This window comes from Rhodococcus sp. PML026 (assembly GCF_000963615.1).
Taxonomy (GTDB): Bacteria; Actinomycetota; Actinomycetes; order Mycobacteriales; family Mycobacteriaceae; genus Rhodococcoides; species Rhodococcoides fascians.
In genome coordinates this window covers 438,881-462,919 of the sequence record NZ_KQ031376.1, presented here as the reverse complement: position 1 = coordinate 462,919, position 24,039 = coordinate 438,881, and the positions used below count along the sequence as shown (strand labels likewise).

Genomic DNA, 24,039 nt, shown 5'->3' with positions numbered 1-24,039 from the left:
GGTGGTGCCTTTCAGGAGTTCTGAAGTACAGGCTCGGGAGCCGCGGGAACGCGGACCGGGCGGAGGAAGAGGAACAACACGACGACGATGTACAGCACCCACGCGATCGCTTGGAAGACAGTGGGTTCGGGGCGGAAGTTGAAGATGCCGGCGAGCACGGTGCCGTACCAGCTCGAGGCATCGAAGTGTGCGGTGATGTCGAAGGCGACAGCACTGCCACCGGGCAGAACTCCGCCGATCTGCAGGGCGCGGATGCCGTAGGCGAGGATTCCGGCGGCGACCACGATGAGGAAGATGCCGGTGTACTTGAAGAACACGGCAAAGTTGATGCGCACCGCGCCGAAGTACAGGAACACCGTCAGTACTGCGGCGACAACGATGCCCAGTAGAAGTCCGAGCAGCGGCCACAGGCTGCCGTTGGTGTTCTCGGCGTACCCGACCATGAGCAGTGCCGTCTCGACGCCCTCACGGCCGACGGCGAAGAACGAGAGCGTCAGCACTGCAGCAGGCCCGACGGTGAGAGCTTTCTCCATGTTCGCCCGCAGCTCGCCGGAGATGTTCTTGGCGGCGGTGCGCATCCACAGGACCATGGCCGTGACGATGACGACGGCGACCAGCGAGGCCGCTCCCGCGATGATCTCGGCCGTCAGTCCGGTGACGGTGGACGTGCCGTAGTGGATCACGAAGAAGATCGCCGCCACCATCGCGACGGCCAGGCCGACTCCCAGCCACACCCACTTGAGGGCGTCGCGTCGGTTCGCCTTGACGAGGAACGCCACGAGAATCATCACCACGATGCCGGTCTCGAGACCCTCGCGAAGACCGATCAGACCGCTGCCGAACATCTGGGTAGCGATCGACGGCGCAGATCCTGCGGCAGCCAGTACGGACACGGATGGTGCTCCTGTTGTGCGTCGAACATTGGTACGCCTTGCCTCGCGAAGGGTAGGCGACCCTCATGCGTGAAGGTTGACAGAAACATACACCCTGCAACCTGGTCCTTATGCACGTTGTACTGGGGTTTTATCGGCCTTTAGCTTTCTATTACCTTCCGTGTGCAGGATGGTGAGGTGATCTCACGAATCTGCGTGCTCGCCACCGCATCGGTACTCCTTGCGCTCACCGCATGTGGCAGCAGCGAGCCGAAGCGTGAGATTCCCGAGGGCATTCCGCCCGGCCCGGGCACGGAGGTGCCGATCATCGACTTCAATGCCCCCGGCCGAACGGCCGATCTGCTCATTGCCTGGGCAGAGCCGCAGACCGATGCGCTCGGTATCTCGGTGACCGCACTCGCGTCGTACGGGCACGCTGCCGCGATCATGGCCGAGACCGACGCGGACTGCGGCATCGCCTGGACGACACTGGCCGGGATCGGGTACATCGAGAGTCGGCACGGCACCTACCAGGGGTCTTCCGTGCAACCCGACGGACTCGTCGCACCGCCCATTCGCGGAATCCCACTCGACGGCGGACCGGGCGTCGCCGAGATCCCGGACACCGACGGCGGATCGATGGACGGCGATGCCGAGTTCGATCGTGCGATGGGACCCATGCAGTTCATCCCCGAGACGTGGAAGAAATGGGGAGTCGACGCCAACGGCGACGGCATCGCAGATCCGGACAACATCGACGACGCCGCTCTGACGGCGGCGCGTTATCTCTGCGCGCGCGGCGGTGATCTGCGGACGGCGCAAGGGTGGGAGAGCGCGTTGATGGCGTACAACCTGTCGGGCCAGTACCTGCGCGACGTGCGAGATCGAGCGGCCGCGTACTCGGTGGGCACCAGGCCGTAGAAACTCCGTGCATCGCGGGCACCATGCAACAGCGGCTAGTCTTGCACCCGGCACAGTCCGCCGGTCCCCGTTACTAGGAGAAGCATTCGTGGCCATCATTGAGCAGGTCGGAGCTCGCGAGATCCTCGATTCCCGTGGCAACCCCACGGTTGAGGTCGAGGTCGCATTGGACGACGGGACGTTGACCCGTGCAGCCGTTCCCTCCGGCGCATCCACCGGTGAGCACGAGGCCGTCGAGCTTCGTGACGGCGGAGACCGCTACGGCGGCAAGGGCGTCGAGAAGGCCGTCAACGCGGTGCTCGACGAGATTGCACCCGCCGTCATCGGCCTCGACGCCATCGAGCAGCGCACCGTCGACCAGGCCCTCCTGGACCTCGACGGCACTCCCGACAAGTCCCGCCTCGGCGCGAACTCCCTGCTGGGTGTCTCGCTCGCTGTCGCCAAGGCTGCTGCGGAGTCCACCGGACTCGAGCTCTTCCGCTACCTCGGTGGCCCGAACGCCCACATCCTGCCGGTGCCGATGATGAACATCATCAACGGTGGCGCGCACGCAGACAGTGGCGTCGACGTCCAGGAATTCATGATCGCGCCGATCGGTGCGGCCACGTTCAAGGAGTCGCTGCGCTGGGGTGCCGAGGTCTACCACGCACTCAAGGCAGTGCTCAAGGCCAAGGGCCTGTCCACCGGCCTCGGCGACGAGGGCGGCTTCGCTCCCGATCTCGCCGGAACCAAGGCAGCTCTCGACCTGATCCTCGAGGCCATCGGCAAGACCGGTCTCAAGCCCGGCCAGGATGTCGCGCTCGCCCTCGACGTGGCGGCCACCGAGTTCTACACCGCGGGCACCGGCTACGCCTTCGAGCGTGAGACCAAGTCCGCCGAGCAGATGTCGGCCTTCTACGGCGAGCTCGTCGACGCTTACCCGCTGGTCTCCATCGAGGATCCGCTCGACGAGAACGACTGGGACGGCTGGGTCGCACTCACCGAATCGATCGGTGACAAGGTTCAGCTCGTCGGCGACGACCTGTTCGTCACCAACCCCGAGCGTCTCGAAGACGGCATCGTCAAGGGTGCGGCCAACGCACTGCTGGTCAAGGTCAACCAGATCGGCACGCTGACCGAGACCCTCGATGCAGTGGATCTGGCCCATCGCAACGGCTACAAGACGATGATGAGCCACCGTTCCGGCGAAACCGAGGACACCACCATCGCTGACCTGGCAGTTGCCGTCGGCAGCGGGCAGATCAAGACCGGTGCCCCCGCCCGAAGCGAGCGCGTCGCCAAGTACAACCAGTTGCTGCGAATCGAAGAAGCTCTGGGTGACGCGGCGCGTTACGCGGGCGAGCTGGCTTTCCCCCGGTTCAATTACGAGGGCTGAGTCAACCGATACGTATGCACGAAGTGGAGAGTGAATGATGGCACGACGCGGAAGGTCCGGGACCAGTCCAGGTGGACGGGATCCCCGACCCCGCGGCCGTCCTTCCTCTCCGAATCGCTCGAAGCCGACCGGGGGTGCGTCTCGCGACGAGACCGCCTCCGGCCGGCCGGCCACTCCACCGGAGCCGTCGGATCAGGCGCGTGACGCCGTGGTGGGTGGCAAAGCTGCTCCGAGGCGCGTCGGTGTTCGTAGACCCAAGATGCCCGAGCGAACGTTCTTCGGGCTGTCCACCGGACGCGCGGTCATTCTCGGAGTCGTGGTGTGCGCGTTGGCGCTGACGCTGGCCGTGCCGCTCAGGACCTACTTCTCGCAGCGCGGTGAGCTCGAGTCCGTGCTGGCCGAGCGTCAGACCCTGCAGGACGAGGTGGACGCGCTCCAGACCCAGAAATCTCAGCTCAACGAACCGTCCCGCATCGCCGCCGATGCTCGCGAGCGGCTGCGGTTCGTCATGCCGGGGGAGACGCCGTATCAGGTGCAGCTCCCCGGCGACTACTCGCCGAGCTCCAAGGATCTCGAGGTGGACAACACCCCGACCGGGCCGTGGTACACCGACCTGTGGAACACCGCGGTGCAGCCGCAGGGATCGGACGAGCCGTCGGAGCCCACGTCCGCGCCCATGCCCGTCGTACAGCCAGAACCCGCTCCGGCCCCGCCGGTGCCAGAACCAGAAGGGGGACCCGTCGGGTGAATTCCTCGGCAGTCTCGCAGGAAGATCTCGATGCGGTCGCATCGCAGCTCGGACGTGAACCGCGTGGCGTACTCGAAATCGCGTATCGATCTCCGGACGGCAGGCCGGGTGTGGTGAAAACTGCCCCGAAGCTTCCCGACGGCACTCCGTTTCCCACCCTGTACTACTTGACCGACCCGCGATTGACGGCGGAAGCAAGTCGGCAGGAATCGGCCGGAGTCATGCGTGAGATGACCGAACGCTTGGGGACCGACCCGGAATTGGCTGCCGCCTATTTGCGTGCACACGAGTCGTACCTGGCTGAGCGTAACGAGATCGAATCTCTCGGAACGGATTTCACCGGCGGCGGTATGCCCGACCGCGTCAAGTGCCTGCACGTGTTGATCGCGCATTCGTTGGCCAAGGGGCCAGGAGTCAATCCGCTCGGCGACGAGTCGGTGGCATTGGCAGCCGAGAACTCGTTGCGCGGCAAAGCTATTCCGGCCGATTGGCCGACCATCGAAGAACTACGTGCGGAGAAATCATGACCAGGGTTGCAGCGATCGATTGCGGCACCAACTCCATCCGCCTGCTCGTCGCAGACAACAACGGTAAGACCCTCGCCGACGTCGCTCGTGAGATGCGGATCGTGCGCTTGGGGCAAGGCGTCGACGCGACCGGAGCCTTCGTGCCCGAGGCCATCGAGCGCACCCGTGTTGCATTGGTGGAGTACGCGGAGATCATCCGCAAGACCGGGGCCACCGCGGTGCGCATGGTCGCCACCTCCGCCACCCGTGATGCGTCGAATCGGGAGGACTTCTTCTCGATGGTGCGTGAGGTACTCGGCAAGGTCATTCCCGGTGCCGAGGCCGAGGTGATCACCGGAGACGAAGAAGCGCGGCTGTCCTTTGCCGGTGCGGTCGGTGAACTCGATTCTGCGGCAGGGCCTTTCCTGGTCGTCGATCTGGGTGGCGGTTCCACCGAGCTCGTACTGGGCGACGCCAAAGGTGTGAAAGCGGCGTTCTCGGCGAACATCGGCTGTGTGCGTCTGACCGAACGATTCCTGCATTCGGACCCTCCCACCGCAGACGAGATCAACGGTGCGCGTGAGTACGCCCGCGAGAAGTTGGCGGAGGCATTCGAGGAAGTCTCGATCGGCGACGCGTCGAGCTGGGTGGGTGTGGCCGGCACGATGACGACCATCGCGGCCATCGCCAAGGAACTACCCGAGTACGACGCCGACGCAGTGCACTTGTCTCGTGTGCCCTTCTCGGAGTTGTTCGAGGTATGCGAGGACCTGATCGACATGACTCACACGCAGCGAAGTGCGTTGGGGCCCATGCACCCCGGACGGGTCGACGTCATCGGCGGCGGAGCGATCGTGTGCAGCGTGCTGGCCGAAGAGTTCGAGCGACGCGGGGCTGTCAGCTCGTTGACGGTCAGTGAGCACGACATCCTCGACGGCATCGCGATGTCGATCAAGATCTGATCTGCAATTCTGCAGACCCGGTCTGCGGCGATGTAGGTTGCATCGCTTCGTGTTTCGGTGAAGCCTGATAGGCGCTGTGGCTCACGTCACTGCTCCCGACGAGGCTAGGACCACCCATGACGACACCCGCCCAGCAGGCCCCGGCCGAGAAAGGTCTGGCGCGCGTAGCGCAAGCACTCGCCAAGGGAACCGAGAAGTGGTTTCCTGACGCGTACATCTTCGCCCTCGTCGGCGTAGTGGTCGTTGCCGTTGCTGCGTTCGCGAACGGTTCGTCTCCGCAGAATGTGGTCGACGCGTTCGGCAACGGTTTCTGGGACCTGACGGCCTTCACGCTGCAGATGGCGATGGTCGTGCTCACCGGGTACGTGGTGGCAACGTCTCCACCGGTCGCCAGATTGATCACCCGATTGGCGCAGGTGCCCAAGAGCTCCAGTAGCGCAGTCAGTTTCGTTGCACTGCTGTCCTGTTCGGTCTCGTTCCTCAACTGGGGCCTGAGTCTGGTGTTCGCCGGTCTGTTGGCCCGTGCCATCGCGCGGCGTGACGATTTACGGACGGACTATCGGGCTCTGGGGGCTGCTGCATTCATGGGACTCGGAGCGGTCTGGGCGCTGGGCATGTCGTCCTCGGCGGCTCAGCTGCAGGCGACGGCCAGTTCGCTTCCGGCGACTCTGCTTTCGGTTACCGGTGTGCTGGACTTCGGTAAGACCATCTTCACGTGGCAGTCGTTGCTGATGTGCGTCATCATCATCGTGTTGACGGTCGTCATCGCACACGTGTCCGCGCCGAAGGGTGCAGCAATCAAGACTGCCGCCGACATGGAGGTCGATCTCGACGACACCGTCGCGGAGCCGGCACCGCGCACCAGGCCGGGGGAGTGGCTCGAGTACAGCCGCATCCTTCCGCTCTTCGCCGGCGCGATGACGCTGGGATGGCTTGTCTCGCAGCTATTGACGCTGCCGGTGCTATCGGTGGTCAGCAGTCTCAACGGCTATCTCTTGGTGTTCCTGATGCTCGGTCTCGTGCTGCACGGCACCCCGCGGCGTTTCCTCGATTCCGTCAGTAAGGCGGTTCCCGCCACTGCAGGGATCTTGGTGCAGTTCCCGCTGTACGCCGCAATGGCGGCCATGTTGACCAAAGCGGAGGGTAGAGGAGGCGTGACGATCTCCGAGCACCTCGCGAATTTCTTCACCGACATCGGTAGCGGCGGTGGATTCGCCGTGGTCATCGCGGTCTATACCGTCGTACTCGGGCTCTTCGTTCCGTCCGGCGGTGGCAAGTGGCTCGTCGAAGCGCCGTACGTGATGCAATCTGCGACCGACGTGCAGATGAACCTCGGCTGGACCGTCCAGATCTACAACGTGGCCGAGGCCCTGCCGAACCTGATCAACCCGTTCTTCATGCTGCCCTTGCTGGCGGTTCTTGGACTTCGAGCACGAGACTTGATCGGGTTCACGTTCCTGCAGTTCATCTTCCACTTCCCGGTGGTCCTGCTGCTCGTGTGGCTCCTCGGCATGACCTTCGACTTCGTGCCGCCGGTCATTCCGGCGCAATAGCAGCCCGATATGATCATCACCGCTGGAGCGCGACTCCAGCGGTGGCCCCTATAGCCCAATTGGCAGAGGCAGCGGACTTAAAATCCGCACAGTGTCGGTTCGAGTCCGACTGGGGGCACCGGAGTCCGTACGGATGCAGATTGCTGTTCCGCAACAATGCTTTTCGGCTGGCAACGTGGACTTCAGCGGCCTATCGCGGATTTGAGTGGACAACCGAGACAGTGGATTTCAGATCCGCGCGGTATGTACGTTCTTCGCCGTCGCATCTTCGTATTCGTCCAGCTCAGGGCCGGGATTCGGGTTGCGAAGTCGTCTCGGTGGGTGGCTCGCTGTCACGAGGCTGTCACAACCTGATCATGCTGAGCTGACTGACCTCGTCGACTCTCGCGATATTTCGGTTCAGTCATAGAGCCGGTTGTGCCGAAACAGGTTTCACATGCATGTCGGCCCAAGCGCTCGAGAGCATTGCCCTGGCGAAGCATTCTCGGAAGTCGCCAACGTAGATTGCATGTTGCGCATCGTCTCGTCCGAAACGCCAGCCCAGCACAGCCTCATGTTGCAGCCACGTCGGCGACCTGCTCCGAGTTGCCCGTTACAGACTTCCGGCCAGCCCGAGCATTTGCTGCAACGGTTGCCGCGAGCATCCCCGCGGACGGCCGGTCGGTGGCTGTTGCCCCGGAGCTTCCGCCGGCCGTCGCGAAGCGGATCGCGAGCACCGTGCAATTGCCCGAGACATCACGCTTCCAATCGAGTGGGCGCGATGGCATCGCTTTGGACTCAGCTCCGCGTGATCGAGTGCCCCCACCGGCGACTACGAGATGTAGCCCAGTAGCAGTGAGATGACGCCGACGGCGAACGGGGAGCTCGGAATGGCTATTCCGGTCGGCAGGTTCTCACCGCTGAGCACGGCCGGATCGGTGCGGGCTATCTCGGATTCGGATCCCGTTCGAAGTCCGAGTGGAGCGGACAGAAAACGGTACAGATGGTGCTCTCTACCAATCGTTCGGTGATGTCGGAACATTGCCGGACCGCACCTAGGGCGATGACGTGAGTCATACGCGTGAGGGACCTTCCGCCCTGTCTTCCACCGTGTAGTTGCGGACAATGGGATCGTGGCCTACTGCGGCGCTGAGAGCTGACTTCGTGACCGGCCGTGGATGCGAATTCGATCCGACCGCGGGATCCGTCGACGACTCGAGGGTAGAAGGTGGGCGGTGCGGCAAATCCGTTCCAGTAGTGCACGATCGGTGAAACTGTCGTGAGCTGGATGGACGTTGAGCCCTTCCTGGTGGCGCTCGCCATCGGACTGCTGCTCGGGTTCGAGCGTGAACGCAGCCATATCCGCACGCTCCCGGCGGGGTCGCGTTCGTTCGCGCTGTTGTCTCTTACCGGAGCCGTCGCCGCCGGCTTCGACATCTGGGCAGTCTCAGCCGGCATCGTCGTCGTTGGGCTGCTCATGGCGCTTGCCTATCTCCGCACCAGCGAGCAGGACGCGGGGACCACTACCGAGATAGCCGCGTTGGTGGCCTATCTGCTCGGCGCACTCGCCTATACCGACCCGTCGGTAGCCGTCGCCCTTGCCGTGATCGTGGCCGGACTGCTGATGTCGAAGTCTCGCATTCATCGCTTCGCCCGTCAGATGGTCAGCGAGATCGAACTCGAAGACGCCATCAAATCCCTCGTGGCGGCATTTGTCATCCTGCCGTTGTTACCTGATCGCGAAATCGGACCCTACGGCGTGCTCAACCCGGCCAAGGTATGGCTCCTCGTCGTTCTGCTCACCGGTATCGGGTGGATCGGATACATCGGCGTCCGGACGCTTGGGCCACAGCGCGGTCTGCTCGTCACGGGTCTGGCCGGCGGATTCGTATCCGCAAGTGCGACAACTCCGTCGATGGGCCGGCTGAGCCGGACGGCCGATGAGATGCGGGCACCGCTCGCCGGGGCGCTCGTTGCCAGCCTTGCCACCTTCATACAGTTGCTCGTCGTCATCGGTTTCGTCGAGCCAGACGTTCTTCGACGACTGTGGCCCCCGGTGGTTGCGGGTGCCATGGTGCTCGTTGTAGTCGCTGCCATCGTCTACCGCGGTGCCTCAGTGGCTCCACGAGACGCTGAGGTGATAAGCGTAGGCGTCGAGCCGAATACCGCGGCGCGGCCGTTTTCGTTGCGGCCGGCACTCGTGTTGGCTGCTGTTCTCGTCTTCGCCCTCTTCGTCGGCCGATGGGGTGCTGACGTTCTCGTCTTCGCCCTCTTCGTCGGCCGATGGGGTGCTGACGTTCTGGGTTCGCGGGGAGCGGTGCTCGCCGCAGCTGTGGCGGGTCTCGCCGATGCTCACGCCGGTGCTCTCGGGGCGGCGAGCCTGGCTGCGAAAGGCACCATCACGGTCGACAGCGCGCTGCAGGCAATCGCCGCTGCGCTCGGATCGAATCTGCTGGTCAAGAGCGTGCTGGCCTTCACTTCAGGTGGGCATCGCTTCGGTCTCGGGTTTCTTGCGGCCATGGTTCTGCCGACCGTTGTCTTCGCCGTCGTCATGACGATCGTGGTGACGATGGGGTGAACTGCAGCGGACCTTTCCGCTCGTCGGTTTCGAGCGCAGAGGCGTCGATGCACGTCTTGTAGCTCAGCAAGTAGCTCGACTGAGCCCGCGCGCGGGCGGAGGTGAGGTGCGCTCGTACGAAAGCGACCAGGGATCGATCGTGTTCTCGTGCAGTCGCCAGCCCGCGTCCTCGATCTCTCGGCAGAGTTTGTGAAGGCACCGAGTCATGCCCGGTGCCCACTGCTCCTGTGGCGGAATGGATCCCCAGATTCGGGGCACTGGGAACGTGTCGCTGAAATACACGGGTTTCTCGTCGACGACACCGACAAAACGCATGTAGGCGTTTCCCGATTGACTTGCCAGCGTTGCCAGCAAGGCCATCCACCAGTGTCGTGCTCCCACCTCCTCCACACGAACCACCAAGTTCGACGACCCCTCGTCGAACTGTTCGATCGCGGCGTACGCCGTGCTGTCGGTGGTCTGAGGATGCGGAGAGCAGTCGGGCAGGGTGCGGTCGACGGTTGCCTGGACCTTCGATGTGTTCATGCCTTCTCCGGTTCGGTAAGCGACCCTATCGATCACGCGGTAGCCGGTGCTGTCGTCGAACGTCCCTACTCGGAGGGGCCGAGGCCCTCGATCGCCGTGTTCGGCACCGATCCATGAATTTCCTCGGTCGTAGATGGCGAAAGCCTTTGTGTCGTAGTCGCGTTCTCGGTGAAGGTCAACACGTCCGCGCGTTGCTCCTCGGGCAGAGCCGGTATTTCGGCGTGCTGCCACAGGGCCGTTACTGCAGTTTGCCATTGCAGGCAGGGACGATGACGACCGGTATATCGGCTCGATGGAGTACCGCACGGCTGGTCGATCCGCCGAACAGCGGTGAGATCGCACCACGGCTCCTGGCCCCGAGAACGATGAGTTGCGCGTGGGATGCGTACTCGAGGAGCGCATGTGACGGTCGGTCGTGTACAGCGTGAGCCGTGACTTCGACGTCGGGATACTTCTCGGACCACGAGGCAACGAGGTGATCGATCCACCGCTGTGGAGCAGAATCGCCACGCAGGCGTGGCCCCAGGTCGATGGATCGGGCGAACCCGGTTCGCGGTTGCAAGGACTCGTACGCGTGCACGGCAAGCAAGGGGGTGCCGAGTCGTGATGCCTGATCGAAGGCAACGTCGAGTACTGCATCGTCGTTGGACGAACAGTCGACGCCCACCACCGTGGGGGCGGTGGCGGATTCTGCCGCCGTTCCTGTGAAACGCCGCGGGACAACAGCAATCGGGCATCGTGCGTGAGTGGCGACATCGGTACTGACCGAGCCCAGTACTGCACGCGCTACGGATCCCTTTCGACGAGAACCCAGCACGAGCATCCGAGCTGTGTCCGCGTACCCGTTCAATACCTCGTTGGGTGGGTCGGGATCCAGCACGGTCTCCACATCGGCGTCGTCGCCCAGGATCGACAGCGCGATGACGCGGGCGGCGGCCAGCGCGGACCGCGCGCGAGCACGCGCACCCGACGCGGTGCCACTGTTCGCGTCCGGTGCTCCGGTGCGGGTGATGTCCAGATCGACACCGGCATAGACGAGCAACAGTGTGGTGTCTCGACCGACGACGTCGGTGGCAGCCCAACGGACAGCGTTCCGAGCCGACACGGAGCCGTCGACGCCGACAACCGTGAGATTCTTTCGATGGTCGATCGCAGTGGTCATGCATCGATCCTCTGGGGTCGGGTCGAACCGGACCAGAGGCTTCGGACCTGTCGCACGGTGCCGAAGTCCTCGAATTCGGCACGACGGTCCGCACCGCTCGCCGGGTCGATCGAAGGTCCTGACAATCGGGGACGTAATACCCTGGGTTGCCCGATCCACCTGGGATGCAATGGGACTGCGTACCGATGAGTCCGCACGGAGTGGCCGAAAATCCTGTCGGACATTCGCCCATCGCAGATCGGAGTGGACACCATGGTTCTGGCCAATCGTCAGCGAGTCGTCGTCGGAGTGGACGGTTCGGAGAGCAGTGACGCTGCAGCACGGTGGGCGGCGGAGATGGCGGCCCGATTGCATTCCCCGCTGCACATCGTGAGCGCGGTCCGAGAGCCCACGTTCTACATGGCCGAGGAGGCCATTGCCGTGCCCGTCGAGGTGTGGAATCAGCAGAAGGAGAACGCCCGGAAGATCGTCGACGACCTGTCCGAGTCTTTGGTCGGTATCCATCCCGACCTTGCTGTGAGTACCGAAGTCGTCGTCATGTCTGCCGCCGCGTTGCTGAAAGAGTGCTCACATACGGCGCGACTGGTGGTGGTGGGAAATTCGGGCTCCGGTGCCGTCAGTTCGTTCTTGCTGGGAAGTACGGCGAAAGCAGTCGCTCACAATGCGGACTGCCCGGTCGTCGTATGGCGGGAGGGCCGCTCGACGTTCGACGCGCCTGTCGTCGTCGGAGTCGACGGTAGCGCTGCGAGTGAGTCCGCCGTCGGACACGCATTCGAGGTGGCGTCGGCGTTGGGTGTTGCGCTCGTTGCCGTTCACTCCTGGAGCCCTGCTTCCAAAGCCGGCGGAGTCGCACTTCCGTATTTCGTCGACTGGCCGGCCTATGAACGGGAGGAGGCAGCACTCCTGTCCGAGAGCTTGGCCGGATGGGCCGAGAAATACCCGGATGTGCAGATCAATCGCGAACTGCGCCAGGGGAATGCTTCGCACACACTCGTGGATCTCTCCGCGCAGTCGCAGCTCGTCATCGTGGGCAGCCACGGACGCGGATCGATCGCCTCGCTGGTGCTGGGGTCGACCGGTGCCAATCTTGTTCACCACGCGCACTGTCCCGTCATGATCTGCCGCGACGGACGATGACCGGGCCCGTGACGAAACAGAGCAGCTATGAAGCCCCGTCGAGAAAGGCCCATGTCATGGAAGAACACACTTGGTCGGTCGAAATCACCATCGACGAACACGACGACAAGACACGTGCCCTGGCGCGGTTGCACACTCGCGACGACACGAAGCTGACCGGGGTAGGACTGGCGCGAAAGAGCCCCGAGGACCCGATGGTCCCCGAGATAGGCGACGAGCTTGCCGTCGCACGAGCACTGTCGGATCTCGCTCATCAGCTGCTCGAATGCAGTGCGCAAGACCTGGAACAGGTTGTCCACGAACCTGTCCGAGTGCGGCTGTGAACGCACCACGCGATCCATCGTGGCTGTCTGCAGGTGCGCAGGAGAACGATGCACGATGTGCCGAAGTCGAAGCCGAAGCCGAGGAAGGCATAAGCGAACGACGCCGCCGCGGCATCGTCGTTCTCGGCACTGTTCAGGTGGCAATGGCTTTGGCCGCGTGGCTCGATCTTGCGCTACGTAGTAGCAGGCAGGTTAGTGGCAGCAAGCGACTGTGGGCCGCGGTCATATGCGTCAACGTCTTCGGTCCGATCGCATACTTCTTCTTTGGCCGGCGATCGGATCCGCTCCAATAGGCGCCGCCGCTGTAGCTGAGCCACGTCCGACCGATCGACTTGCTGGTGCCAGTACGGTCACGCCTGCCCCGAAGACGGCGGGCAGTGCGAAGGCCGAGTGCCGAGCCTCACGGCATCAACATGTGGGCCGGTGCCGGGCACCGCAGCGCTTCCGCTGACCCGGCAGCGCGAATTATCGAAGAATTGGCCTCGGAGTTGTGAGGAATGTCCAGGTGTAAAAACCGCACGGATCGTGGTGTTTGAACCCACGCTCCAAAACCCGCATCGGGTGTGCGGGATTGAGTACCGTCGTAGACATGCAACTGACTCGCTTCAGCGATCTGGCCCTACGGGCGATGATGTTGCTGGCAGCCGCCGGCCCGGACGGTCCTCGGATGACCACTGGAGCCATTGCAGTTCGAGTGAACGCGTCCGAACATCATGTTGCGAAAGCGATTACACGCTTGGTCGGATTGGGCTGCGTTCGTGCGCAGCGCGGCCGCACCGGCGGGCTCTTCCTCACCGACACGGGCCGATCGATATCGGTGGGCCACCTGATCCGTCAACTCGAAGGCGATCGCGAAGTTGTCGAGTGCGTAGGGGACCGGCCCTGCCCACTTCTTGCCGCCTGCCGATTGCGGCATGCCCTGGCCGTCGCCAAAGAAGCGTTCTATGGCGAACTCGACCGCTACACGATCGACGATCTAGCCGCGTCCCCGACCATTCCACTCGCAATGGTCGCTTTTCCCTCACCCTGACCTGTCATTTCGATGTCGGCGGTCCATTGGAAGGAATATCTATGTCCACGTTCGGTCCCCTCACTGTCGAGCACGAGCTCCAACCCGATCACGTCGACGTCGTCAGAGCGACGTTGCCGTTGGTGGGTGCCAATATCGACGCCATCACAACAAACTTCTATGCGCGCATGTTCGCCGCACGACCGGAGCTGCTGCGGAATCTGTTCAACCGCGGGAATCAGGCACAGGGAGCGCAGCAACGAGCTCTGGCCGCGTCTATCGCGACGTACGCCACTCATCTGGTGGACCCGACGCTGTCGCACCCGGACGAAATGCTGTCCCGGATCGGACACAAGCACGCATCTCTCGGAATTACCGCCGACCAGTACTCGATCGTGTACGAGCACCTCTTCGCTGCGATCGTCGACGTACTCGGTGCCGAGACAGTGACGACCGAAGTCGCCGAAGCCTGGGACCGGGTGTATTGGATGATGGCCGACACTCTCGTCGATCTCGAGAACCGCCTTTACGAGAGCGCGGGAGTGGTTGCGGGACAGGTCTTTCACCGCGGAACCGTCACTACGCGCACCGAAGATCCGTCCGGGGCAGTGGTGATCGGTGTGACCGGCGACTGGCCCGAGCTTCGCAAGGAGCACCCGGGTGGGTACGTCTCGGTCGGAGTGACTCTGCCCGACGGCGCGCGACAGATCCGCCAGTACAGCGTCATCTCCGGCAGTGACACAGGCGAATTGACGTTCGCCGTCAAGCCTGTCGTCGCCAGCGGTGGCTGCCCGGCAGGTGAAGTGTCGAACTGGATCTCGAGCACGCTACGCCCGGGAGACCTCATCGATATCAGCATCCCGTTCGGTGATCTGCCGACAGAGGACATCTCTGCGGGGCCCGCCGTATTGATCTCGGCCGGCATCGGCATCACGCCGATGAACGGGATTCTCGAACATCTCGCTCTGTCGGGTACACAATCCGAGGTGTTGGTTGTCCACGCAGACCGTAGCCCCGCCGACCATCCGCTTCGGGCCCGTCAGCGACAACTGGTCGACGCCTTGCCGAACGCCGTCCTCGAACTCTGGTACGAGGAGCCCGGCGATGTGGCCGATGCACACCATGGGCGGTTGGATCTCACTCTTGTCGACCTTCCTCAGGGTGCGTCGTTCTTCGTCTGCGGCGGTAACGGTTTCGTGCAGGCCGTCACCTCACAACTCGTCGACTGTGGGGTCGACAAGTCGCGTGTCCATTGCGAACTGTTCGCCCCGGACGAGTGGTTGCTCGGCTGACAGCCACAGCCCCACCATTCGCTGCCGTCGCCTCTTATTGTGTCCGGGAGTCTCGGCGTGTTTACTGGTGCCCGGTGATCTCGTGCCCGTCGGCTTCGTTCGGCGGCCCCCTAGTGCGCGGGCTTTCATATGTGGTTGCAGGAAGTCGAGGGTCGAACCCTCGAACAGTTCGTGTACGACGGTGTGTCGCTGGCCGCTGCAGATTCGATGCGGCGTTTGCCGCCGTTCCACCGAGATCTGTTCGACGACTTCGTCTTCACCGCGTCGGCGGTGGCGGTGGGGGAGAGCGACTGGGCCAGATTCCCGATTGCGTGCATGGGATACCTGTCGGCTGTCCACGGTGATCTGACAGTGGTTCCGCCGCTGATCCAACCCGACACCGCGGCTGTGGTGGCGGGGGTGCTTTCCCGATTCACACGATTCAGATCCGGTGACACACGCGTCGCGGATGGATCACGCATCAACGAGGAGCAGTATCGACTTGCCGAGGACTTGTTCTTCGGTCTCGGTACTGATCGTGGAGACGGCGTATATGCGGCGGGCGCGCGGGCGCACAGCAGGATGATGTCGGCGCGCATCGCCGACGGGTTCGTCCATCCCGCCGTCGGCGCGCACCTGTGGAGTGATGTCCCCGCCGCACCGTCCGCGCACCCGAACAGCGGCTCCGAGATCACCGTGCTCGAATCCGTACAGACACTCGTGGCGACGTGGCGCGACTTTCCGGCCGAACGTCCGGGTACAGAACGCGACATACTCACCGCCGCAAGGTGTGTGGGTTGGGCGGGAGTTGTGGCACCGATGGCTGCCGGGGAGTCCGGTGGGTGGTATGTACGCTCCCCCGAGGGGGCGGGCACCGTCGGGGCCGAGGGTACTCGTTCCGGTGATCATTGCTCGCTCGATGCGGACGATGGTTCGGTATGAGGCCGGCGTCGTACTGGGAGGTCGTGCTGTGACGCCGAACCGTCTGGGCTACGGCACCGGACGGGGAGGCTTCATCGCCCTTGTCGGTCAACTCGTCGATGCGATCGACCGACGAGACCGGTGGGCAATAGCGCGACGCGCGACAGGTCCTTTACTCGACGAGTTGTTGTCCGGTGAATACAACGAACACTTCGGGTTGCCCACCACTTTGGCGGAGCCCCTTGGTCTCGATGGTGCGCCGGTCGTGCTCGTCGACGACGGTCTGGCGATCGTCACCGCGCCGGTGATGCGGCGACACGTCGGCGTAGTGGGCGCTGTGTCGGCGCTGCTGGTGCAGGCCGAGGGCGACAATGGTCCGTGGTTCGCGGCGTCATTGACGCAGGACACGCTGTGGACAGTGCGTTTCGAAGGCGGGTTCAGCACGAGGCGTTCGAGATCGACGCCGACTTCGAGATCATCGCTGCGCACAATCCTCTCGATGCTCATGCATCATCCATCGATTGGGACGACGACTCGGTGATCCTGCGGCACAGCGACACCGGCGTGACGACCGTTGCGGATGTACGCGCCGAGGCCGCGACGTGGCCGCGGGAGAGTTGGCACTGGCTCGCCGACGACGGGCTCACGTTCACCGGCTTGTTACTGCGTGGGTGCCACCCGGAATTGGTGCGCGATTTCCAGCACTGTCACAACGGAGGTCGACCATGACTGATCTCACCGCCTCGCAGGCCGAGGAAGTTCACACGGTGGCGCAATTGGTTCGTTGCAACCATCCCGATGTGATCACGAGACTGCGCAATCACATTGACCTGCTGGTGACTTCGCGGGGCCGTTCCGGTGACCGCCTGGGCCCCGACGAGCGTCTTCAGGGACCGGCATCGCGGGACGAGACGACCCGCGTTGTCGTTGCATGCAGCTTTCACCCGTACTCCGACGATCTCGGCACATTCGTACCTGAGACCGGACCGGTCTTCGTACGGGTGCGTGTTGTCGGTCGACGCCTGTCGCCGACGGAACCTCCGCTGCGGACGATCGGTTCTCCGAATGCAGCGATTCCGGTGACCGAAGCGGAGGGCTGGGTCCGTGCCGCGCTCGGCGATCGGTGGGCCGACTACGCCTACGAATACAGAGACGCTCGCGAACCGACGGCCTCGAGGGCGGCGTCGTTCCGGTTCGGGTTAATCCTCGACCGCACCGCCGCGCCCATGCTCGCGCCCGACAACTTCGACTGGTCTCGGATCGACGGCCCGAACGAGAACACTGTTCGCAAACTCGCACCCAGCGCGGTCAATGTACCTCTGCAACAACATCTCTCGAAATTCGGTCCGTACGCGGCGACCGCCGATTATCTCGACCCCAGGACGACTCCCGACGGTAGATGGCGAGTCCGTGTCGACAGCCGCAACGCCGACCCCGGCACCCTCGACACGTTCACTGTGCTTGCCGACAGACTCTGTATCCGCGGCGTGGTGGACACCCGCTTCGTGCCGCTCTCACTCGACCTCGAAGGCCGGATTGCAACGCTGGTCTACCAACTCACCGGTAGCCCCGCACTCTACGACGCAGACGTACCCATCCCGACCGAGCCTGAACTGCGTGTACCGCCGACTGACCGCACGTGGGTCGAGCAGTACGGACACCACCCGCCAATTTTTCCGCTCACGGCCGAGCAATGGGCGTCCGGCCTGTGCGCATTCTGGACCGAGATGGTTGCCTACGGACGTATCGGCGACGTACGGGCGCCTTGGGCAGGGAGGTGACGAATCAACGAACTACGCAGCGGCGAGCCGGATGTCGACACGACCCCGGCCAGGCCACGGCGGCAATTCGTCAAGCGGCCACCACACACGAACAGCCTTCGTACTCGGGTGGTTGTGCGGTGAGCGGCTATTTCGATGGGGTCGAGCATCGCGATACGTTGGTAGTTCTCGTTGGTCCTGAAGGCTTTGCCGCTCAGTCGTCACTCTTGATCGCGTAGTTGATACGACGCGGCGCATTGGGGTCGCGCGGAGGTGGCTTCTGGCGTTCGAAGGCCGCCTGGAACCACCCGCCTGGTGGAATCTCGATCTCGGGAGTCGTCCTGTCATCGAGGTCGAACTGGGTGCCCGTGTCCGGATCGACCTCGTCCCACAATTTTCTCACTTCGGATGTCGTCGAATGGAATTCGCTCGCATCCACGATATGACGTGTCTCGTCGATCCCGAAGTGGGGCCACGCAAAATACACATGCAAAGGACCGGCTGGCGGAACGGGCGTCAAAATGAGGCCGCTTCGACTGTGCAGGCGGTTCCCACCACCGCCGTTGGGACTCAATCCCGTTCGTCTGCCGGGCAGGTTTGTGGAGACGGTTCCGTCGACGTCCTCGAAACCGAGGAGCATCGGCGGCGTGTGATTCGACTCCGGTCTACCGAACCCGTACATACCCAGCAAACGATCGGATTCTCGGACACTGGCTTCGACCGAGAAGGTCATGCAAGTGCTGTAGATCCGTGCACCGCTCAGCCACGCACCGATCCTGTCCGTTTCGGCCAGAATCAATCTCAGAGGTACTACGGCCGGGATTTCGTTGATGGGCACGCCGCGAAAACGCGGTGGGGGTGGGCCGGATGCGGGTGTGTCGTTCATGATCGTCACTCTCCCGCGGACCGATGCGGTGCGCAAGGTCGGATGGCGTTCCGGCATGCCGTCCGGTCTGTTCGCATGCGTGCTCACGCTTCGCTGCCAGACCGCGCGGTACGAGAGCACCGGTGGGCGATCGTTGTTGCCCGGTCGCTCGGGCGCGCAGACCTCTCGAGATCGGTAGGTATGAAGTCGACGGATCTTTCGTTTCGGGGCACATGAATCTGCCGTCGTCTCACCACGGCGATGCGGGAATCGACTTGGGCCACTCCGTTCTGACCGGACAGGCGGCTTCGTGTGATCTAGTGGGCCCATGGCGTGGAATCCGAAGTCGACCGATTCCCAGGACTGGGACGAACGAGGGCTACGCGAGGCCGCCGACGTCGACGCTGGGGCGTGGCTCCTCGAAGGAATCGGAAAGTTCGGCAGCGGTGTGGCCGCGCTGATTCTGCGTATCTTCCCGTCGTACGCGCGAATCTTCCATCCGGCGAGGAGCATCGACGACGAACCGGTCACCTGGTCGGCGGTTGCCCGAGCCAACGGCCGGATTGCGCACCCGGCGATGGAGTGGGGTTCCATCGTGGGCAGCTGGCAAGCCAGCGAGCAGGAGGGCGTTTGGCACGATTCCCCGATGCAAGGTTCGTTGCCGGTAGGCACCACCCGGGCGTTGGCAGACACACTTCGACGCTTCACACAGGCGCCGGCGCAGTGCTGGTTCGGGCACTGGGAAGGATCTGGGTATATCGACGTGCCGTCGAATGAACTTCGACTGCCGATGCCGTCTCGAAATATGGTGCTCTTCGCGGGCGGTATCGATCTCGCCGACACCCAGTTCGGTGCCAGTGCTCGGTTTCCCTCTGTAATGAGCGCCCACCTGTGGTGGCCGGATGATCAGGCATGGTGCGTGGCAACGGACATCGACTTGATGACGACCTACGTCGGGGCGTCGACCTCGTGCATCGACGCACTGCTCACGAACGCCGAGCTCGAGGCGCTGCCCGTGCCTGTCACGCAAAGACTCACCTGGGATACCGACACCGTCAACCCGCTACCCGCTTGCCCGTAGGTGAGGGGTTGCCGGTCGAGGAAACAGCACGAGACCGATACCCGGCCCCACGAACGGCTTTACCGTAATGTCCTTTTCGTGACTCGAACTTGGACCGTGCGAACCACCGTTGTCGGTGCTGCCCTCGCGGCTGCGCTTCTGGGCATTCCCGGGGTGGCGTCAGCTCACCATCAGGAGTTCACGCCATTTCCGTACAACATTTCGCTCGGACGAGAGATGTCTTTACCGTGCGCAGGCGAGGTGGGCGGCGACGTGTACACGCCGCACGATCGGCCGGGCATCGCGGTGGTCACGTTGACCTGGCGGACATTCTTCACCAACGATTGTCCACTCACCGTGTTCGTGAACATGAACAACTTCGATGCACCCTGGGCCGACCCGTACAGCGGTGCCAAGCCAACCGGGGGCTCGTGGATGGTGCACCTGAACTCCGCCGCAATCGGTTTTGTGCCCCCGGAAGGCGGCGAATGGAGCAAGCAGATAGCGATCGATATCGGTTCCGGTAGAGCAGGTTTGACGGTGACGACTGATGCCCCACTCAACACGACTTTGCTCGATCCGGCCGGCAACACTGTGCGCTTCACGGTGGCCTGACGACGCCACAGTCGTCGGACGCACGGAAATCTCCGGGTCCCGAGTCGACTCGAATACGAAGCGTCACTTCGGCGTTCAGCTTCGTCACCCCCCCCTGGAGGGCCCGGATAATCGAATGCTTCTGAAAACCGTCGCCTTATGCGACGTCACATCAGGCGCGGGCTTGCACCTTCCGTAGCGTCATGTGGTGCAGTGGACGTATCCCGCCCACCGAGGAAGGCAGCAACACATGTTCTCGTCTTTCGCCCCGCCGCGCCAGGTCACGATTGGGGGTGCCGCGGCGTTCGTCGGCACCACGCCGCGAGCGATCCGTCACTACCACCAGATCGGCCTGATCCCGGAGCCCGAGCGGGGGAGCGACGACCGCCGCCGCTATGGCTACGACGAGATGATCCGGCTGTTGTGGATCCGCCGGATGGCCGAGGCCGGCATTGCTCTCGACGATATCCGCGACGCCTTGTCGGATGCGCCCGGTACCGCCGACAGCGACGTCGCGCGCATCCTTGATCGGCTCGAAGGGTCCCTCGTTGCCAGGCAGGCCGAACTCGAGCAGCAACGGAAAGCTGTGCAGCGCATGCGAGCTCGGGGGAGCAGGCTGGGCCTGCTCTCCGATGTCGTGGGCGACCGCCTCGCAGGCCTGCGCGAGGGGGCCCTGCGCCAGGACGACCTGGACACCCTGCTCGTGACCGAGCGGATCTTCGGCGAGCTCGGCGCGTCCGTCCAGGCGTCGCGGTTCATCGCCCTGGCCGCCCGCCCGGACCTGCGGGAGGCTTCTGACCGAGTCGACGCCGCCGAAGAGGCGCTCGACGACACGGTAGCCGTCGACGACCCTCGCGTGGCAGAGGTGGCTGCGGAACGGCACGCCTTCGAGACCGCACTTCGCACGGTCATCGACAGCTCCGGCCTGGCGCAAGCAGACGACGGCCGATTCGACGCGTGGGACGAGTTGCACCCCCCGCCCGCCGACGCCGGTTCGGCGTGCGGGTCGACAAGCCTTGCCGAGACCGTCCGGATGATGCCCTACGACTTTTCCCCTGCACGACTGCGATGCATGGAACTGGCCCTGGAACTCGACGGATCCGGCACGACATGAGTCTCCGGAGTGTCGGGTCGAGTTCGATCCGGGGCACAGTCCCTGCTCAGGTCGGAGCTTGGCCAGAATGTGCTGGACTTCGGCTGCTGCCGTAGGCATTACGTGGTGCCTCGCGCACCGTCGAGTAGGCGAGGGCTTCGACGCAGCGCGTCCCGCCGATGGCTCGCGGGTCGACAACGCGTGTGCCGCGAACTGTCGGTGTGCCGAGCAGTTCTATACAGGCACTGTGTGCGGTCACAAGTGAAATGAAAAGACAGTCCCTTGCCATTGATTTGCAAAACAATTGCACTGCGGAACTAACGTCCAGAATATCGTTCTGATCCGATAGGGACCAGTTAGGCTCGGTCGGTGACGGACTCAACGTGGGACGGGTATGTCCGAGTGCGCGGTGCTACCGAGCACAACCTGGCAGCGGTCGATGTCGACATACCCCGCAATGCCTTCGTCGCGTTCACAGGGGTCTCGGGGTCCGGGAAGTCGTCACTGGCTTTCAGCACGTTGTACGCCGAAGCGCAGCGACGCTACTTCGAGTCTGTTGCCCCCTACGCGCGGCGACTGCTTCAGCAGGTGGGCGCACCCCATGTCGCCTCCATCACCGGCCTTCCACCGGCCGTTGCGTTGCAGCAACGCCGGGGTTCGCCCAGTTCACGCTCGAGCGTCGGCACCATCACCACGATGTCCAACCTGCTGCGCATGCTGTATTCGCGGGCCGGTACCTATCCTGACGGTGCTCCGCTGCTCGCGGCCGAAGCGTTCTCACCGAATACCGTCGCCGGTGCCTGCCCACGATGCGGTGGGTTGGGCGACTTCCACGATGTGACAACGGAACTGCTCGTTCCCGACCCCTCTTTGAGCATTCGGGAGGGAGCGATCGCGGCGTGGCCGGGCGCCTGGCAGGGCGCGAATCTGCGCAGCATCGTCAGCGGCATGGGTATCGACATCGACGCGCCGTGGCGCACGCTGAAGAAGAAGGACCGAGACTGGCTTCTGTTCACCGAGGAGCACCCCAAGGTGTTCATCGAGCCCGAAGAAGGCCGCGTCGACCACAGTTACGAGGGCAAGTTCTGGAGCGCCCGGAGTCACGTGATGCACGTTCTGGCGGACTCGAACAGCGAGCGCATGCGGGACCGCGCGCTGCAGTTCACCGAAACCGTCCGCTGCCCGAAGTGCTCCGGCAGTGGACTGCGCGAAGATGCGCTGGACGTCACCATCGCCGGCCACTCGATCGCCGAGATCAATGCGCTATCGCTGACAGAACTTGCCGCAGTACTGCGCCCGGTATCCGAACAGTCGGGGGAGGCCGCTGAAGTGGCGGTGCGCATCACCGCCGACCTGCTGGCCAGAATCGACGTGTTGCTCGAGTTGGGTTTGGGCTATCTGGCGCTCGGGCGAAACTCGACGACTCTGTCGCCTGGCGAGACGCAGCGGTTGCGGATCGCCACTCAGCTCCGTTCCGGTCTCTTCGGGGTGGTGTACGTGTTGGACGAACCCTCCGCGGGGCTGCATCCCGCGGATGCCGAGCCACTGCTCGACGTTCTGGACCAGCTGAAGGCGTCGGGCAACTCTCTTTTCGTCGTCGAACATGACATGGATGTGGTCCGCCGTGCCGACTGGGTGGTCGATATCGGGCCCGCGGCGGGCGAGGGCGGCGGCCGGGTTCTGTACAGCGGCCCCGTCGACGGCTTGGAAGAGATCGAGGAGTCGGTAACCAGCAAGCATCTCTTCGGGCGAGGGGAATCTCTGCAGCGTGAGCCGCGGCCCACCGACGGATGGCTGACTCTGACCGGAGTAACCCGGCACAATCTGCGCGAGTTGACGGCGAAGTTCCCACACGGGGTGCTGACGGCGGTGACGGGTGTGTCGGGTTCTGGGAAGTCGACGCTCGTCAGCCAGGTCTTGTTCGAGGTGGCGCGCCACCGCCTCGAGACCGCGGCAGACGAGGACGATGACGCGCAGATCGAAGTCGACGTGGCCGAGGTCTCCGGAATCGAGACGTTCACCCGACTGGTCCGGGTGGATCAGCGTCCCATCGGCCGCACTCCACGATCGACACTGGCCACCTACGTCGGAATGTTCGACATCGTCCGCAAACTGTTTGCCGCCACCGATGAGGCCAAGGCTCGAGGATGGGCACCCGGACGGTTCTCCTTCAACGTCGCCGACGGACGATGCCCCACGTGCCAGGGCGACGGTTTCGTCGAGGTGGAGCTGTTGTTCCTTCCCGGCACCTATGGCCCGTGCCCCACCTGCCACGGTGCCCGGTTCACCCCGGAAACTCTCGAATCACCTGGCGCGACAATACAATTGCCCAGGTATTGGGCATGTCGGTTGACGAGGCTGCGATGTTCTTCGCCGATGTCACGGGAGCATCCCGCAGTCTGGAGACTTTGCGCGATATCGGGCTGGGCTACCTTCGGCTCGGTCAACCCGCGACCGAGTTGAGCGGCGGAGAAGCGCAGCGCATCAAAATTGCCACCGAATTGCAGCGCACTCGCCGCGGCACTGCCCTCTACCTACTGGACGAACCGACAGCAGGGCTGCACCCCTCCGATGTCGCCCTGCTCATGCGTCAATTGCACCTGCTCGTCGACGCGGGCAACACCGTGGTGATGGTCGAACACGACCTGGATGCCGTAGCCTCCGCAGACTGGGTCATCGACCTCGGTCCCGGCGGCGGCGACAACGGGGGCACCGTGGTCGCCACCGGCACTCCCGCCGAAGTGGCGGTGTCCCCGAACAGCAGAACGGGATCATATCTGGCCCGCCGACTCCAATCCTGAACTGGCGCTTCATCTTGCAGGGGC

The 24,039-nt window shown here is 63.8% G+C and carries 23 protein-coding genes, 1 tRNA gene and 1 pseudogene; 21 read left to right on the top strand and 4 right to left on the bottom strand.

The features are described 5' to 3' along the window. Positions 1-11 precede the first annotated feature (11 nt). Positions 12-893 carry an iron uptake transporter permease EfeU gene (gene efeU / locus VF34_RS21710; protein ID WP_032373011.1) on the bottom strand — a complete coding sequence of 294 codons (882 nt, stop codon included), beginning with the start codon at positions 891-893 and terminating at the stop codon, positions 12-14. 189 nt (positions 894-1,082) lie between these two features. On the opposite strand from efeU, the gene VF34_RS21705 reads away from it, so the two are divergent. From VF34_RS21705 to VF34_RS21665, 8 genes are all read left to right on the top strand, one after another. Further along, positions 1,083-1,793 (top strand): lytic transglycosylase domain-containing protein, encoded by a 711-nt coding sequence (locus VF34_RS21705; RefSeq protein ID WP_045842124.1) that lies wholly within the window; start codon positions 1,083-1,085, stop codon positions 1,791-1,793. An 88-nt stretch (positions 1,794-1,881) separates the two neighbouring features. Beyond that, positions 1,882-3,168, top strand: coding sequence for a phosphopyruvate hydratase (gene eno, locus VF34_RS21700; protein ID WP_027496113.1), 1,287 nt, complete (start codon positions 1,882-1,884; stop codon positions 3,166-3,168). 259 nt (positions 3,169-3,427) lie between these two features. After that, positions 3,428-3,916 carry an FtsB family cell division protein gene (locus VF34_RS21695; protein ID WP_230593554.1) on the top strand — a complete coding sequence of 163 codons (489 nt, stop codon included), beginning with the start codon at positions 3,428-3,430 and terminating at the stop codon, positions 3,914-3,916. Beyond that, positions 3,913-4,443 carry a DUF501 domain-containing protein gene (locus tag VF34_RS21690; protein ID WP_032371198.1) on the top strand — a complete coding sequence of 177 codons (531 nt, stop codon included), beginning with the start codon at positions 3,913-3,915 and terminating at the stop codon, positions 4,441-4,443. The genes VF34_RS21695 and VF34_RS21690 overlap by 4 nt, the downstream gene beginning before the upstream one ends. After that, on the top strand, positions 4,440-5,384 hold the full coding sequence (locus VF34_RS21685) for a Ppx/GppA phosphatase family protein (protein ID WP_032373009.1): 945 nt from the start codon (positions 4,440-4,442) through the stop codon (positions 5,382-5,384). Before VF34_RS21690 ends, VF34_RS21685 begins: the two co-directional genes overlap by 4 nt. 116 nt (positions 5,385-5,500) lie before the next feature. After that, positions 5,501-6,937: a short-chain fatty acid transporter gene (locus VF34_RS21680; RefSeq protein WP_027496117.1), complete on the top strand. Its 1,437-nt coding sequence runs from the start codon at positions 5,501-5,503 to the stop codon at positions 6,935-6,937. Between the two features lie 44 nt (positions 6,938-6,981). Then, positions 6,982-7,055, top strand: a tRNA-Leu gene (locus VF34_RS21675). Between the two features lie 1,140 nt (positions 7,056-8,195). Further along, a complete protein-coding gene (locus VF34_RS21665; protein ID WP_371832572.1) occupies positions 8,196-9,494 on the top strand; it encodes an MgtC/SapB family protein in 1,299 nt (432 codons plus the stop codon). A 63-nt stretch (positions 9,495-9,557) separates the two neighbouring features. On the opposite strand, the gene VF34_RS21660 is transcribed toward VF34_RS21665, so the two are convergent. After that, positions 9,558-10,019 (bottom strand): hypothetical protein, encoded by a 462-nt coding sequence (locus tag VF34_RS21660; protein WP_231578260.1) that lies wholly within the window; start codon positions 10,017-10,019, stop codon positions 9,558-9,560. Between the two features lie 238 nt (positions 10,020-10,257). Continuing rightward, entirely contained in the window at positions 10,258-11,181 is a 924-nt protein-coding gene (locus tag VF34_RS25125; RefSeq protein WP_045842030.1) for a universal stress protein, read from the bottom strand. 252 nt (positions 11,182-11,433) lie between these two features. Between VF34_RS25125 and VF34_RS21650 the strand changes: the two genes are divergently transcribed. The 8 genes from VF34_RS21650 (at position 11,434) to VF34_RS21615 (ending at position 17,623) form a co-directional block, all read left to right on the top strand. After that, a complete protein-coding gene (locus VF34_RS21650; protein ID WP_032401235.1) occupies positions 11,434-12,318 on the top strand; it encodes a universal stress protein in 885 nt (294 codons plus the stop codon). 56 nt (positions 12,319-12,374) lie between these two features. Beyond that, a complete protein-coding gene (locus VF34_RS21645; protein WP_032401200.1) occupies positions 12,375-12,641 on the top strand; it encodes a DUF1876 domain-containing protein in 267 nt (88 codons plus the stop codon). Next, complete coding sequence (locus tag VF34_RS25790; protein ID WP_080736581.1) at positions 12,584-12,934, top strand: PLD nuclease N-terminal domain-containing protein; 351 nt, start codon at positions 12,584-12,586, stop codon at positions 12,932-12,934. The genes VF34_RS21645 and VF34_RS25790 overlap by 58 nt, the downstream gene beginning before the upstream one ends. A gap of 296 nt (positions 12,935-13,230) precedes the next feature. Continuing rightward, positions 13,231-13,671, top strand: coding sequence for an RrF2 family transcriptional regulator (locus tag VF34_RS21635; protein WP_027496129.1), 441 nt, complete (start codon positions 13,231-13,233; stop codon positions 13,669-13,671). 41 nt (positions 13,672-13,712) lie between these two features. Beyond that, positions 13,713-14,942, top strand: a complete 1,230-nt coding sequence (locus VF34_RS21630; protein WP_045842029.1) for a globin domain-containing protein — start codon at positions 13,713-13,715, stop codon at positions 14,940-14,942. Between the two features lie 135 nt (positions 14,943-15,077). Then, positions 15,078-15,863 carry a hypothetical protein gene (locus VF34_RS21625; RefSeq protein ID WP_155288764.1) on the top strand — a complete coding sequence of 262 codons (786 nt, stop codon included), beginning with the start codon at positions 15,078-15,080 and terminating at the stop codon, positions 15,861-15,863. Positions 15,864-16,253: 390 nt separating this feature from the next. Next, a complete protein-coding gene (locus tag VF34_RS24420) occupies positions 16,254-16,571 on the top strand; it encodes a hypothetical protein (protein WP_155288765.1) in 318 nt (105 codons plus the stop codon). Then, positions 16,568-17,623 carry a hypothetical protein gene (locus VF34_RS21615; RefSeq protein ID WP_045842028.1) on the top strand — a complete coding sequence of 352 codons (1,056 nt, stop codon included), beginning with the start codon at positions 16,568-16,570 and terminating at the stop codon, positions 17,621-17,623. Before VF34_RS24420 ends, VF34_RS21615 begins: the two co-directional genes overlap by 4 nt. A 193-nt stretch (positions 17,624-17,816) precedes the next feature. Here VF34_RS21615 and VF34_RS21610 read toward each other — a convergent pair whose 3' ends face one another. After that, positions 17,817-18,488 carry a hypothetical protein gene (locus VF34_RS21610; RefSeq protein ID WP_052053753.1) on the bottom strand — a complete coding sequence of 224 codons (672 nt, stop codon included), beginning with the start codon at positions 18,486-18,488 and terminating at the stop codon, positions 17,817-17,819. Between VF34_RS21610 and VF34_RS21605 the strand changes: the two genes are divergently transcribed. The 5 genes and pseudogenes from VF34_RS21605 to VF34_RS21585 all read left to right on the top strand — a co-directional run bounded on the left by VF34_RS21605 (position 18,487) and on the right by VF34_RS21585 (position 24,015). Then, positions 18,487-18,666 carry a hypothetical protein gene (locus VF34_RS21605; protein WP_032383901.1) on the top strand — a complete coding sequence of 60 codons (180 nt, stop codon included), beginning with the start codon at positions 18,487-18,489 and terminating at the stop codon, positions 18,664-18,666. The two genes, VF34_RS21610 and VF34_RS21605, sit on opposite strands and share 2 nt — an antisense overlap. Before the next feature lie 129 nt (positions 18,667-18,795). Further along, on the top strand, positions 18,796-19,548 hold the full coding sequence (locus VF34_RS21600; protein ID WP_045842027.1) for a hypothetical protein: 753 nt from the start codon (positions 18,796-18,798) through the stop codon (positions 19,546-19,548). 78 nt (positions 19,549-19,626) lie between these two features. Beyond that, on the top strand, positions 19,627-20,142 hold the full coding sequence (locus VF34_RS21595; protein ID WP_032401205.1) for a hypothetical protein: 516 nt from the start codon (positions 19,627-19,629) through the stop codon (positions 20,140-20,142). Between the two features lie 229 nt (positions 20,143-20,371). After that, positions 20,372-21,235 (top strand): MerR family transcriptional regulator, encoded by an 864-nt coding sequence (locus VF34_RS21590; protein WP_032401206.1) that lies wholly within the window; start codon positions 20,372-20,374, stop codon positions 21,233-21,235. Positions 21,236-21,583: 348 nt separating this feature from the next. After that, a pseudogene (locus tag VF34_RS21585) lies at positions 21,584-24,015 on the top strand (ABC transporter). The last annotated feature ends 24 nt before the right edge of the window (positions 24,016-24,039 follow it).